The organism is Alteromonas aquimaris (assembly GCF_026183695.1).
Lineage (GTDB): Bacteria > Pseudomonadota > Gammaproteobacteria > Enterobacterales > Alteromonadaceae > Alteromonas > Alteromonas aquimaris.
In genome coordinates, this window is the sequence record NZ_JAPFRD010000002.1 from 40,427 (window position 1) to 54,254 (window position 13,828).

14 protein-coding genes are annotated in these 13,828 nt (G+C 46.0%); 12 read left to right on the forward strand and 2 right to left on the reverse strand.

Annotated features, from left to right (window positions below):
• Positions 1-54 precede the first annotated feature (54 nt).
• Together OPS25_RS00370 and fliK are read right to left on the reverse strand one after the other, a co-directional pair.
• Positions 55-366, reverse strand: a complete 312-nt coding sequence (locus OPS25_RS00370; RefSeq protein WP_265615658.1) for an EscU/YscU/HrcU family type III secretion system export apparatus switch protein — start codon at positions 364-366, stop codon at positions 55-57.
• Positions 363-2,309, reverse strand: coding sequence for a flagellar hook-length control protein FliK (fliK, locus tag OPS25_RS00375; protein ID WP_265615659.1), 1,947 nt, complete (start codon positions 2,307-2,309; stop codon positions 363-365). The genes OPS25_RS00370 and fliK overlap by 4 nt, the downstream gene beginning before the upstream one ends.
• A 121-nt stretch (positions 2,310-2,430) precedes the next feature.
• Between fliK and ccmA the strand changes: the two genes are divergently transcribed.
• The 12 genes from ccmA to OPS25_RS00435 all read left to right on the forward strand — a co-directional run.
• On the forward strand, positions 2,431-3,102 hold the full coding sequence (gene ccmA, locus OPS25_RS00380) for a cytochrome c biogenesis heme-transporting ATPase CcmA (protein ID WP_265615660.1): 672 nt from the start codon (positions 2,431-2,433) through the stop codon (positions 3,100-3,102).
• A complete protein-coding gene (gene ccmB, locus OPS25_RS00385; RefSeq protein WP_265615661.1) occupies positions 3,099-3,767 on the forward strand; it encodes a heme exporter protein CcmB in 669 nt (222 codons plus the stop codon). The genes ccmA and ccmB overlap by 4 nt, the downstream gene beginning before the upstream one ends.
• Positions 3,767-4,537, forward strand: a complete 771-nt coding sequence (locus tag OPS25_RS00390) for a heme ABC transporter permease (RefSeq protein ID WP_265615662.1) — start codon at positions 3,767-3,769, stop codon at positions 4,535-4,537. Before ccmB ends, OPS25_RS00390 begins: the two co-directional genes overlap by 1 nt.
• A complete protein-coding gene (gene ccmD, locus OPS25_RS00395) occupies positions 4,527-4,754 on the forward strand; it encodes a heme exporter protein CcmD (protein WP_265615663.1) in 228 nt (75 codons plus the stop codon). The genes OPS25_RS00390 and ccmD overlap by 11 nt, the downstream gene beginning before the upstream one ends.
• Before the next feature lie 12 nt (positions 4,755-4,766).
• Positions 4,767-5,237 carry a cytochrome c maturation protein CcmE gene (ccmE, locus tag OPS25_RS00400; protein ID WP_265615664.1) on the forward strand — a complete coding sequence of 157 codons (471 nt, stop codon included), beginning with the start codon at positions 4,767-4,769 and terminating at the stop codon, positions 5,235-5,237.
• A complete protein-coding gene (locus OPS25_RS00405; protein WP_265615665.1) occupies positions 5,234-7,237 on the forward strand; it encodes a heme lyase CcmF/NrfE family subunit in 2,004 nt (667 codons plus the stop codon). Before ccmE ends, OPS25_RS00405 begins: the two co-directional genes overlap by 4 nt.
• The gene (locus OPS25_RS00410) at positions 7,234-7,833 is read left to right on the forward strand and encodes a redoxin family protein (protein ID WP_265615666.1); all 600 of its coding nucleotides are present in this window, start codon (positions 7,234-7,236) and stop codon (positions 7,831-7,833) included. The genes OPS25_RS00405 and OPS25_RS00410 overlap by 4 nt, the downstream gene beginning before the upstream one ends.
• Positions 7,826-8,284 (forward strand): cytochrome c-type biogenesis protein, encoded by a 459-nt coding sequence (locus OPS25_RS00415; RefSeq protein WP_265615667.1) that lies wholly within the window; start codon positions 7,826-7,828, stop codon positions 8,282-8,284. The genes OPS25_RS00410 and OPS25_RS00415 overlap by 8 nt, the downstream gene beginning before the upstream one ends.
• Positions 8,281-9,522, forward strand: coding sequence for a c-type cytochrome biogenesis protein CcmI (gene ccmI / locus OPS25_RS00420; protein ID WP_265615668.1), 1,242 nt, complete (start codon positions 8,281-8,283; stop codon positions 9,520-9,522). The genes OPS25_RS00415 and ccmI overlap by 4 nt, the downstream gene beginning before the upstream one ends.
• On the forward strand, positions 9,519-10,337 hold the full coding sequence (locus OPS25_RS00425; RefSeq protein ID WP_265615669.1) for an MlaA family lipoprotein: 819 nt from the start codon (positions 9,519-9,521) through the stop codon (positions 10,335-10,337). Before ccmI ends, OPS25_RS00425 begins: the two co-directional genes overlap by 4 nt.
• Positions 10,338-10,665: 328 nt before the next feature.
• Positions 10,666-12,993: a PKD domain-containing protein gene (locus OPS25_RS00430; protein WP_265615670.1), complete on the forward strand. Its 2,328-nt coding sequence runs from the start codon at positions 10,666-10,668 to the stop codon at positions 12,991-12,993.
• A 424-nt stretch (positions 12,994-13,417) separates the two neighbouring features.
• The coding region (locus OPS25_RS00435) for a hypothetical protein (RefSeq protein WP_265615671.1) at positions 13,418-13,828 on the forward strand (411 nt) is incomplete at its 3' end.

Below are 13,828 nucleotides of genomic sequence, written 5' to 3' on the forward strand. Positions count from 1 at the left end.
TCCCAATCACTCATTACGCTTTATCCTTGTCGGATAAAGCGTTTTTTTTGGCTCTTACACCGTTTCATTCACGGGGGAAGTAGTATCATCCCAGCCATTGGGTTTCTTACCTTGTAGCACGTAAGAGTAAGCGATAAGTTCTGCAATTACATAATACAGAGTTTCTGGAATTTCTTGGCCCAGATCGAACGTGGCCAACGCTTCGCTTAAATGTGGGTCTTCGTGGATGAGCACGCCACTTTCTTTGGCAAGTGTAATGATTTCCTCAGCCAGCTCCCCAAAGCCTTTCGCAATGATTTTCGGCGCCTGTTTATCATCAGTGTTGCCGTATTTTAAGCCAATTGCCCGTTTGTTTTTATTTTTCATGCGCGCGTTTCAAAAAGCTGGTAGGGGTTATCGCTTAACGTGTCAGGTATTTTACCCCGCTGACAACTGGATTGTTCAATTGTCAGTCCTAGTGCACTAAAGCGTTTAAGAAGGGCTGGTAAGGTATCTTGAACCTTTTCCAATAATGCATCTGAAGATGCATATAAATTTAAATTGAGGCTGGTAGGTGACACTTTGCTTTTCACCAGTAATTTGCCTAGCTCGTCTATATCCAGTTTCATGGTGAAATTCCACACTTTGTCTGTGTTGTCATTAGTGTTTTGCGCATCCGGTTGCTGCTCTTCACGCTTTAATAACACTTCAGGTGGCGCCTGGCTTTGGCTGTTAACGGGTAAAACATAATAAAAGCTTTCCTGCCCCTGAATTCGATTGTCCAGGTTAGTTAACTTTTGCTGACGATGATTGGCTAACAAAGTTTTAATGCTGTCCAGAATTTGTCTATGTCCGTCGAAGCGAGAGAACTCCTGGCTGGACTTCGACGGTGAGCCTGTCGCGCCTAAGTTGGTCATACTTTTATGTAAAAATGACCTCGGATCATCTGCCAAAGTGGCTAAATGTGGTTGGTTACGAATTGCGCGACCGGCAAACGTCATTTGTAACACGGCTACCAAACCGTTGACGAAATTAGACTGGGTAATCGGTGAAATGATCGACTGGCTGGTAACAGGTAGTGCTGGGCTGGAAAACAACGTTAGTAAGGCCTGTACCATAGGAGGTTTCACCGTAGACTCTGACGACGCTACGCCTTGTATATTTTTCAAGCCAATGCTTTCTTCTGCTACCAAGCCCTGAGTCAACTGATGGCTCAATCCTCGCATTAACGCCACCGTGTCGGAGGAAGTGGTTTTTGGGGATGAATTCAGCGTGGTAATAAGTTGCGTAAGTGCTTCGCGAGTTGACCCCGTTTCATTAAGTAAACGTCGAGATAACTGCATGATAGTGTCATGAAGTTGCATTTTTCCTGCTGATTCTAACCTTGCTGACAAATGACCTGTTGATGGGGAATTGGAAAGGCTGCTTTTAACCGCGGTTTGCTCTAACGGAACTAGTTGAGGTAATGACTTCACCACATCCAGACTTGTTAACACTGGCAACGATCTAACCACTTCTTTCGTTAAGGTCAGTTGGGCTATTGCTTGAGTATGTTGAGTGGTAACTGCGAGTTGCTGGTTTTTCAATGAGAGGCTGACAGCGGCGGCATCGCCCAATTTTACTGAAGAAAGGCCGGCGCTATCCAAGATCGTTTGTAAAACGTGAGGTGAAATACTGACTCCCGTTGTCAATTGTAGTTTGGTAAATTGTTGCGCCAGAATATGATTTGGGGTGAGTTTCATCTCGGCGATAAACGTATTATTCGGTGGTCCTGTATTGATATTAATGCGCAGGTCGGTAGCAGAATTAGCGATCAGAGACAGTTGAATTTTGTCACCCTGGGTGACTACCACCGGCTGATTTAACGCTATATTAACGATGGGACTACCCGGTAAAGCTAGTTTCAACGAGAGTTGGCTACCCGGTGCATGGACAACGGTTGCTTGAATCGGGCCAGCCGTTACTGAAGCATTAGCGGGTAATGCTTTACTTACCGCTTGCGCAATTTTGCTGGCTTGCTCTGGACTTACGACCACACGTTTGGTGGAGGTGGTATATTCAGCTAGAACCGGTTTCGTATCGAGAAAATTCGAGTTTCGTGCCAATTGATGCTGCGCTTTATCATTAAAAGAAAATGATGAAGGGGTTTTGAAATGAAGATCATCTGAATTGGCCGCGCTTTGCGGCTGTATGCGAAGTACATTTTCAGGCAAGCGCGCCAGGGTAACTTTTCCCTGCACGCGGGCAGCATGGTTAGTTAGTGTATTGGCTGCACCGGAATCAGGGGTTTTGGTCAAACCGCTACTGTCCAGAGGGAACTTAAAATTCATTAACGAACTTACCCGATATACAAACATCTCTGATTGAGTGTAATTCAGTAAATCATAAAAATCAGAGAGTATCATCAATTAGCGACAACTGAGCCAACGGAGATTGGTATTACCCGCGGATATGGTAGAATGCTGGCCGATTTTTTATTCTCAGCGCGCGGAGCCTAAGTTGTCTGGTCTGATCGGCAATAATTTAACCTCTCACAAGCAGGATAGATGTTTATTCCAACATCTCCACATCCGTTTGCGAGCAGGTGAATTAGTTCATTTGAAAGGGCCTAATGGCGCAGGTAAAAGTTCATTAATGAGAATTTTGGTTGGACTGTCCTCTCCTGAAGAAGGGAATGTGAGTTACGATGGTGTGGATATTTCTGAGCCTGCGGTAGCAAACAACATCGTGTTTATCGGCCACAAGTCAGGTCTTAATGGCTTGCTAAGTGCAGAAGAAAATCTCACCTATTGGAGCGCACAGCATCAACTTGATGTTTCAAACGCAGAAATTTATGAAGCATTGGCAGCGTTGAATTTAGTGGGCATGGAAGAGGTACCGATTAAAAATTTGTCAGCAGGTCAGCAGCGCAGGGTGGCACTAGCTCGGTTATGGTTGAAACCCGCCACGTATTGGCTACTGGATGAACCCTTTACGTCGTTGGATGCAGAAGGTATTACCTTGATGGAAACAGCTTTTGCTGAACACGTTAGTAAGCAAGGGGCGATACTCATGACTTCTCATCAAGCGCTTTCTGAACGCGTGGGCAGGGTGCGCGTTGAACATCTGGATTATCGACTGTGAGGGTATTGTTAAAAGGCATTTTGCAAAGAGATCTGACGCTGGCATTTCGACAAAAGTCGGAACTGATGCAGCCTCTAATGTTTTTGTTGGTGGTGGTTACCTTATTTCCGTTAGGCATTGGCCCAGGACCAGATACATTGCAGCGTATTGGTCCAGGCGTGATCTGGGTGGCTGCAATTTTATCCTCATTATTAGGCATGGAGCGATTGTTTCGCGACGACTTTGCTGATGGCTCATTGGAACAAATGCAGCTAAGCGGCATACCTCTTTATCAAATAGCGTTGTGCAAAATTATTACGCACTGGTTCGTAAGTTTTATGCCATTATTAATGCTGTCGCCGTTGTTAGCCCTCTTTCTAAATTTAACTCTTCCTATGTATACGGCGTTATTGCTCACCTTACTACTTGGCACGCCAGTGATTTCATTGATTGGTGCAATAGCGGTGGGCCTGACCACCGGGTTACAGCGAGGTAGTTTGCTACTAGCCTTGCTACTTATCCCCATTTTTATTCCCTTACTGATTTTTGCCACCTCAGCGGTGGAATCTGCTGCTATGCAATTACCTTACGGGCCACAAATTGCTATCATAGCCGCAATCATGTTGCTGGCGCTTGCGTTATCGCCATTCGCCGTGTCTTATGCTTTAAAGGTTAGTCAGAACTAATGTGGAAATGGTTGCATCCTTACGCTAAAACAGAAAGGGCCTATCAGCTTTGTAATACCTTAAAACCCTGGTTTTGGCTAGGGGCGTTAGGGTGTTTAAGCATTGGCACCGTGTGGGGATTACTCTTTGCCCCTGCAGATTATCAGCAAGGCGATTCTTTTCGAATTATTTATATCCATGTGCCTGCAGCCATTTTGTCCATGGGAACTTACGTGGCTATGGCCGTAGCGGCACTGGTAGGTATTGTATGGCAATGGCGTACGGCTTTTATGTCGATGATAGCGATGGCACCCGTTGGTGCGTTAATGACATTTATTGCGCTGTTTACAGGGGCTGCATGGGGCAAGCCCATGTGGGGTGCTTGGTGGGTATGGGATGCGCGCTTAACTTCTGAATTAATTTTATTATTTCTCTATTTTGGCGTTATGGCGCTTTATGCGGCATTCGATGATAAACAACAAGCGGGAAAAGCAGCAGGCGTCATGGCGCTGGTGGGGGTGGTTAACGTTCCCATCATTCACTATTCGGTAGAATGGTGGAACACCCTTCATCAAGGAGCCACAATCAGTAAATTCGACAACCCCTCAATTGCTGCTGAGATGCTGTGGCCTTTGTTAATCAACTTGCTTGGTTTTGCCCTCTTTATTGGTGCCGTCACTGGGGTTCGCTTACAGAACGAGATTATTCGTCGCGAACGCCATCGGCCATGGGTACAGCAACTGGCTGCGCAAAACCTGGATGATAAAGGGGAGAAGCATCATGCAGTTTGAATCTCTCCAGACCTTTTTTAGTATGGGTGGCTATGGGTTTTACGTGTGGCTGTCATTTGGGGTTACGTTGCTCAGTATGGCTATTTTGGTAATTCAAAGCTTTGTTGAACGTAAACAGCTGTTGAGTCAGGTGTTAAAAGAACAAAGCCGCCGACAACGGATAAAGCAGGCACGCCAAGCGAAACCCGCTAATTCAATTCAATATTCCGATTCATAAGAGATGTGACACATGAATCCAAGAAGAAAATCTCGTTTAATGGTAGTCATCGCGGTAGGTGGGTTAATTGCTGGCGCGATGGGATTGATGCTTTATGCACTGACTGACAGCATTGATTTGTTCTATACCCCATCAGAGGTAATAGAAGGTAAGGCAGGCCAATATCCCAAGGTAGGCCAGCGGCTTCGCATCGGTGGGATGGTGGTGCCTGGAACGGTTGTCCGCGATACCACCTCTCTAGCGGTGTCTTTTGACCTTGTAGACACTGGACCCAAAGTGACCGTCAATTATATTGGTATTTTGCCTGACCTGTTTCGAGAAGGACAAGGGATTGTGGCTACCGGTGTATTAGTAGACAAGACCACCATTAACGCCGAAGAAGTTTTAGCCAAACATGATGAAGAATACATGCCCCCCGAACTTGCAGAAAAAATGAAAGGCATCAAGCATGTCAGTCCGAATCAGGGAGCAACTACGCCATGATCCCAGAATTAGGCAATGTTTCTTTGGTACTGGCCTTAGTTTCGTCAATTCTTCTGGCAATTTACCCGCTCAGCGGAGCGTTTAAACAACAAGCTACGTTGATGGCCACCGCTCGGCCGCTGGCAACAGCAATGTTCTTATTTACCTTCTTATCGTATATCGCGCTGACCTTTGCTTTTGTGACAGATGATTTCAGCGTGGCGTACGTTGCCAATCACTCCAGCACTGCATTACCGCTATACTATAAAGTCACAGCGGTATGGGGCGGTCACGAAGGTTCTTTTCTGCTTTGGGTATTGATGCTTGCATCGTGGACGCTGGCTGTTTCTATCTTCAGTAAGGGTATCCCCGCGGCGATGGTAGCCAGAGTTTTGGCCGTGCTGGGTATCGTTAGCATTGGTTTTTATCTATTTATTTTATTAACGTCTAATCCCTTCGAAAGCTTATTGCCTTTCTTCCCGGTGGACGGCGAAGATCTTAATCCGTTACTGCAGGATTTCGGAATGATTATTCATCCGCCAATGTTGTATATGGGTTACGTCGGCTTCGCTGTCGCGTTTGCCTTTGCAGTTTCAGCGCTGATTTCAGGCCAACTGGATTCTACTTGGGCGAGGTGGGCTCGCCCATGGGTAATTTCCGCATGGTGCTTTCTTACTGTTGGTATGGCACTAGGAAGCTGGTGGGCATACTATGAATTAGGTTGGGGCGGCTGGTGGTTTTGGGATCCGGTAGAAAACGCTTCCTTTATGCCCTGGCTTGTAGGGACGGCACTTATGCACTCGTTGGCAGTAACTGAAAAGCGCAAAGTATTTAAATCCTGGACTGTGCTGCTGGCCATCGCCGCGTTTTCGCTTAGTTTGCTCGGTACCTTTTTAGTGCGTTCGGGCGTAATCGTCTCCGTACATTCGTTCGCCAGTGACCCGGCAAGAGGGCTATTTATACTGACCATTTTAATTATTTTGTCAGGTTTAGCGTTAGTGCTGTTTACGTTACGCTCCACTCAACTTTACAGCCAGGGGCGGTATGAGTGGTTTTCTAAAGAAACGCTACTGATGGGAAACAATATCTTTTTGCTGGCCGCCACTCTGGTGGTGTTTTTAGGCACCATTCTACCGCTAATTCATAAAGAACTCGGCCTGGGCTCAATATCAGTAGGCGCTCCGTTTTTCAATCAAATGTTTACTTTGTTGATTGTTCCTTTCGTAACCTTTTTAGGGCTAGGTCCAATAAGTCGGTGGAAAAGCCAGCCTGTCAGCGCCCTACGAAACCAAATTTTATTTGCGTTAGGACTGAGTATAACCGCCGCGATCCTCATCAATGCTGCGGCGTACGATTCACCCACCTACTTTGCTGCTTTTGGTTTGGTATTATCGTTTTGGGTACTTATTACCAGTATTCAGGAAGTGCTACAGCGCACCTCGTCGATGGACAAGCAGCTTAGTTTAATCACCAGGTTGCTCAGGTTGCCGCGTAGTCACTGGGGCATGGCATTAGGACACTTAGGGTTTGCTGTGAGTTTGATAGGCATTACATTAGTCTCTAATTATGACTTAGAAAAAGATATCCGCATGCTCCCGGGTGAGCAGGTAGAGTTGGGTGGATATAGTTTCCGCTTTAACCATGTGCGCCCCGTGACTGGGCCGAACTATACTGCGCAGTCGGGCTCGTTTGATGTGTTTAAATCTGGTGAACAAATTGTCCACCTTAAGCCAGAAAAACGTCAGTATCTTAAAAATCAGATGCCGATGACAGAAGCAGCCATCCATTCAACGGTAGCGGGCGATCTATTTATCGCGTTAGGCGAACCGTTGGAGGGTAAAGCCTGGGCCGTGCGAATTTACATTAAGCCGTTTGTAGCCTGGATCTGGGCAGGCGCATTTATCATGGCTATTGGCGGTTTCGTTTCGATTACCGATAAACGTTACCGGGTGGCTAAAGTCGCCGTAACGAAGAAGCTTGTGAACAAGATTCGTCATTCAGTTGTAGGAGAGCGTGCTTGAAAAAAGTCTCATTACTTTCATTACCTCTCATAGGTTTTTGCTTACTTATAGTTTTCCTATACAAGGGATTGTTTTCAGATCCCAGAGCTTTGGAATCTCAGATCAATAACCGACCTGTGCCCGAATTCACGCTCCCTGACTTATTAAATACAGACATAACTTACACGCCAGAGGTGTTCAAAAACAAAGTGACCATTCTGAATGTGTGGGGGGTCTGGTGTATCACTTGTGCTATTGAATTACCCTACCTGACGCATTTAAAGGAGAGTGAAAATGTCCGATTTGTAGGGTTGTACTTCGACCAGGATCTCGATCCCGACTTCGGAGAGAAATCGTTACCCCAAATTCAGCGAGAAGTGAAAACGATGCTGACCAAATATGGTAACCCTTACGAATTCAATATTTTCGATATTGCCAGAGAGACAGCATTAGACCTTGGCATTACAGGAGCGCCCGAACATTTTTTAATAGATAAAAGCGGTGTGGTGCGTTTACATCACATCGGCGATATTAATGAGCGAGTGTGGAAAAATAAAATCGAGCCAGTTTACCAAACCTTACTGCAGGAACCTGAGCGGAGGCTTGGTCGTGAGTAATCGGATTACCGTATTGAGCATCCTCCTACTTGCCCTGGCGTTTGTGACGGATGCGTACGCAGCAAAGGATAGGTATGAATTTGATGATCCGGCGCAAAGAGAAGCGTTTTTAAAGCTCACTGCGGAGCTGCGTTGCCCCATGTGCCAAAATCAAAATATTGCTGACTCCGATGCAATGATTGCGCAGGACATGCGGCGCAAAGTCTTTCGCTTGCTGCAAGAGGGCAAGTCTGAAGAAGAAGTTATCAGTTATATGAAATCACGGTATGGGGACTTTATTTACTACCAGCCTCCAGTCACCATGGGCACTATCTGGTTGTGGTTATTACCGATAGCTTTTGCCGTCATCGCGGTGGTGGTACTGATTGTACGCAAACAACAGCAGCGCACGGATAGCGATGCTGAGAAGTTAGCCAAGGCAGAACGAATTTTAGAACAGGATAAATCATGAGCTGGCTAACGTTTATTACGGCCAGTGTCATGCTGGTTGCACTGTTAATTTTCATAATCTCGCTGCCTTGGTGGAGAAAAAAGACGGCCGAGGTCACAGAGTCGGTTAATACAAAAATTGTGAAGCAGCGTTTAGCTGAAATACAAGCGGAGGTAGAACAAGGTCTTATTTCTAAGGAAGATAGCGAGCAGGCGGTAAAGGAACTGAAAATAGCATTGGTTGATGAGACCAGGAAGAGTCAATCCAGTTCAAGCCACACATCATTTATCTTGAGTGCAGGTGCATTGATTGCGGTACTCATTGGCGGGGGAGCCTATTTCTCTGCGAATCAGTTGACGCAGGTCAGTATGGCTTCTGAAGCAATTAATGCACTTCCGGCCTTAAGTGAAAAGTTAGCCGATGGCTCGGCCAGTGACTTTACTGCGCAAGACCTTACCGCCTTGACCTTGGCTATCCGTCAACGACTGCGTGTGGATCCCGCCGATGTGCAGGGCTGGCTGTATCTTGGCCGTTTATGGATGGCTGCCGGTCAACAAAAACAGGCGATCGATGCGCTGGAGAAAGCTCGCCTAGTATCCCCTGATAATATCATGGTCAACGTCACCTACGCGCAATTGTTGACTGCTACAGATGAGCCTGAGCTTCTTAGAAAGGCTCAGGGTATATTGCATCAGCTTATCAAACAGTTTCCTGAAAATGACAATTTTTCCCTGCTGATGTCAGTGGCCTCAGCGCAATTAGGTGATATGGAAAAGGCCAGGCATTATTTTGCAAAGATAAAAGACAAGCTGTCGCCGGACAGTAATATTTATCAAGAACTTGTCACTCGTATCGAAGGAAGCGACCTTTCACAAATGCAAGCCATTGATAAAGGGGAGAACTCGCTTACTGGGTTTGACTTGACAATAAGCATTGCAAAAGGCTATGAAAATAAGATTCCAAATACGGGCTATCTAATCGTTTTTGCACAGGATGCAAATTCAGATAATAAAATGCCAGCTGCGGTGATTAAGTTACCGCTTACAAGTTTTCCTCGACAACTCAAGTTAACCAACGATAATGCAATGATGGCCGAGTATTCGTTGAGCCAGCTACAGACGGTCAAACTGACAGCGCGTCTTTCCAAAGATGAAGATGTGATGCCCCAGATAGGAGAGCTAGAGGGGCATATCATCACAGAAGTGGTAGAGGGCACAGTTGTTAATCAATCAATTATAATCGACAAGGAGTTGCAGTGAGTGTGCAAAATAAGTCATCTTTTTTCTTTATTCTGTTACTAATTGCCAGCTTATCTGGTTGTGCCACCGCGCCAGATACCAATAGAGTGGCAGACGGCGCTGAGACAACGCAAAACTATTCAGATCCAAAAGACCCTTTCGAAGCAGTGAATAGGGAAATTTGGGAGTTTAACTGGGAAGTCCTAGATGCCTACTTAATCCGTCCCGTAACGGTAGGGTACGTAGAGGTAATGCCGCAATTTGCGCGAACCGGACTTTCAAATGCTGCGGAAAACCTTGAAGAGCCGGGTAACTTCTTTAACAACCTCTTACAGGGTAAAGTTGCGCCCGGTATGGATAGTTTGCTTAGGTTCATCCTTAATTCTACGGTGGGTTTACTCGGCACTATCGACGTTGCCGCTAAGTTAGGTATTCCACAGCAGGAAGAGAATTTTGGCGAGGTACTGGGTGTATGGGGGCTGCAAACAGGGCCTTATTTAATGATTCCAGCAAGAGGACCAAGCGATGTACGCAGCCTGTCCGGGAGTATCGTTGACGGAATGTATTATCCGCTCACTATCTTAGATACTAACTTAGCTATCGCTCGATTTGTAATAAAAGGCTTGGAAGCACGCGCCTCCCTTATTCCACAAGAGGAACAACTTAAACAAGCGGTGGATGATTATGCGTTTGTAAAAAATGCTTACTTTGAAAACCTCCAGTTCAAAGTTACCGATGGTAAAAGTGGCGACCAGAATCTTGAAGAAGATGAATTAGAAGACTTTGAAGAATTTGAGTCACTACTAGAAGACTATGAAACTGACCTAGAAAACTGATCCTAAACAAAAATTAATGTTGGTAAATTCGCGAAATCAAATCTAAAAATCTGCACAAATTTAGCGAGTAAATTTTTCCTGTTCGTTTGGCACAAAATTAGCTTATAGTAGGTAGTTCATTAACAACCGTTAAATATTTTTAATAATTTAACGGTTTGTCTTCTATACTCTGTAGAGTTAAGAATGCATTTAACAGCTTTCAGGTGTAGAAGTCGGGAGTGGGCTAACCTCTTCGCAAGCAATGGACGGAAAGATACTCTAATTCGGCGGCTCGCATTATCCGCGGATTTAGCAATAAACATAAAACTTATAGTTGTAAGGACATATCATGAAGTACACCAAGTTAATTTCGATTCTTATGGTGTCAACAATATTGGCTGCCTGCGGTGGGGGCGGCGGTGGCGGTGACGCTGGTGGCGGCGGTGGCGGCGGCGGTGGTGGCGGAAATCCTCCGGCCAATCAGGCTCCAACCATTACTGTTGATGAAAGCTTTGACGCAGAAGCTAATACGGAGATCACCATCACTGCCACCGCAAGCGATAGCGATGGTCAAATCGATACTTATCTATGGGAAGTTACCAGTTCCCAAACAATTTCTTTATCGGGTGAAGACACGCGTTCTGTAACTTTTACAACACCCGATGTAAATAGCACTGAGGACGTAGAACTAAGATTAACCGTTACCGACGACGATGGCGCATCCGCCTCAGCGAATGTTACGGTAACCGTTTTCCCTGAAGGTGAAGTGCCCCCTCCTACCGCAAAGGCTACGCTGACGGTACAGGGCAACGTGTTGGATAGCTCAGATATTTCTACCATTACCGTTTTGTTAAATGGTGAAGAATTTGCAGCCGACATCGATATGCCAACCAACACCACATACGAAGCCACCCTTGAGGTAGAAGGTGCGGCGAGAGAAGGTTATCTTACGATAAAAGGTACGGGTACAGGAGCTAACGCTCATGTTGGACTAATCTCTTTAGTCGGCAAGGTGAATGACTTAATCGTACAAGCCCAAGGTGATGCGACATTAACTGACGACGAAAACTTCATGGTCAACTTGTCTGCTTTGACGACTGCTAAATACAGCCTATTCAAACAACAGGTTGGGAGCAGTGTAACTTCGACCGATGCGTATCTTAAAGGAATGTCAAACTTCAAAACAATTACTTATCATGATTGGGCTTCGGCTATAGTCGTCGCAAATGCCCATGGTGATGCTTCTGGTGCGCTCGGACTGCCTTCTGGCGTAAGCAATACGGTTGAGCTGGCAGAATCGCCTGTTCTGATGACCACCTACTTGGAAGACATCTTTTATAGTGCTGAGTTTAGTGGCAATGGAAGTGAGACAGGCGTTAAGGCAGCCTTGTTTACCGACAGTGTTTACTTTAACGAAGTCTCTAAATTATCAGCTCCTTTTACACTGTATTTTAATCCGCAAGATGGATTAAATTATACGGTACGACCGTTAAATGGGTTGAGTCATAGCATGGTATTTGATGCGGATGGCACGGGCAGAATGAACCAATATTCTTTTACCTGGACGTTCAACGCGTTTGGCGATACCAACGAAGGTGTGTATTTAGCCACGTTTGATGATGAAGGCCACGCTGTGTCAACTTCATCTGGGGGGGGGGAAATCAAATTTGGCATCGCATCTGTAGCTATACTACTTTTAGATGAGCCTGTAGATGGTCGCGCGAATGTCTACGTAATTACCGACTTTGAAGAAAAGGTAGGGAGTGGCTCTTTCAATATCGTAAGCAGGACCCAAGATGCTATCAATGTCTCTGTTAAAACCGAAGACTTGCCAGAGTTATCTAGCACAGTGTACCTGCCGCTACCCAAAAATAAACTAAATGCCTCTTATGCTTTAAATAATAGCGTGACACTATTTGCTGAAACGCAATATGAAACATTTAAGTTGAATTCTAACAATACGGGAAAAGCGGTTTTAACTGATCAGGATATTACCTGGGATGTTACCGACGACGCGTTGAAAATTACCGGCATGAAACACTTCAGCGACTCCAACCCGTACTTTACGGTTAATGATACCTTGTCCTACAAGGTCGTTACCTCCCGTGAAGGCCATCAGATTGTCAGCGCCACGGTCGAAAAGGATGGTGAGTCTGACCATCATCTAATCTCAACAGGCACTGGCGTGTTAAACGGCAATGTAGTGGCATGGGATGCTGCAAAGGTGCCAGGTTTCTATGTGGGTAACTTTAAAAGTGTAGGAAGTACACCTTATGACGGTTTCTACTTAGAGCTGAAAGAAAACGGTGATGCTAATGACTTTACCACCAGAGATATCAACCAGGATGGAATGTTGAAGGAAGCTGATTCAGAAGTTACGGCTAAATATGGTAAGTGGGAAATCGTCGGCAACTCGCTTGTTATAAAGACCTTCGACAAGAGGAAAATTGGCGACTCTGATCCGAGTTGTCGTGAGTTAAATGAAACCACAGGTTGCCGCTTAGCTGAAACACGTACATGGACCAAAGTCTATGAATCAGAGGATCAGCTAATACTGTTAAATAGCCGCTATCAACACAGAAACGATATAGCTATTAATCAACAGGATCTTGAAGTTAACTCTATCCTGTCGATCAGCAAGTCGAACTCGGCTCCATTCGAAATTGTGTTTGAATAAAAGTCGAGGTTACGCTTGACTAATGTGCCTGTCAGATAATCTGACAGGCAACATGGTTTAAAAACTGTTCATATATACCTATCATCACTTCTTTAGTTCGTTATCTTTCTTAAGAAATCCTTATCTTCTAATACCTCTTCATCCGTCAGCTTCCGTTGTCACATTCACATGTCATCCTCCGGGGCCACATTTATCCGTCGGGAGACTCCCACCTTCGTGGGAGTGACGAAGTGGCATTCACCCGTCATCCTCCGCGGCGGCGGAGGATCTCTCTCGTGCGCAATCGATGTTCAGCCGATGCGTTATCCGAGTAATACAGCTAGTTTGGGAGACTCCCACCTTCGTGGGAGTGACGAGGTGGCATTCTTCCGTCATCCTCCGCGGCGGCGGAGGATCTCTCTCGTGCGCAATTGATGTTCAGCCGATGCATTATTCGACTAACGCAGCGTGTTTGGGAGACTCCCACCTTCGTGGGAGTGACGAGGTGGCATTCACCCGTCATCCTCCGCGGCTCCATTCACCCGTCATCCTCCGCGGCGGCGGAGGATCTCTCTCGTGCACATCCGGTGTTCAGCAGATGCTTTTTTCAGACAATGCAGCATGTTTGGGAGACTCCCACCTTCGTGGGAGTGACGAAGTGACAGAGGCAGCGACGAAGTGGCATTCTTCCGTCATCCTCCGCGGCGGCGGAGGATCTCTCTCGTACGCAATTGATGTTCAGCCGATGCATTATTCGACTAACGCAGCGTGTTTGGGAGACTCCCACCTTCGTGGGAGTGACGAAGTGACAGAGGCAGCGACGAAGTGGCATTCTTCCGTCATCCTCCGCGGCTCC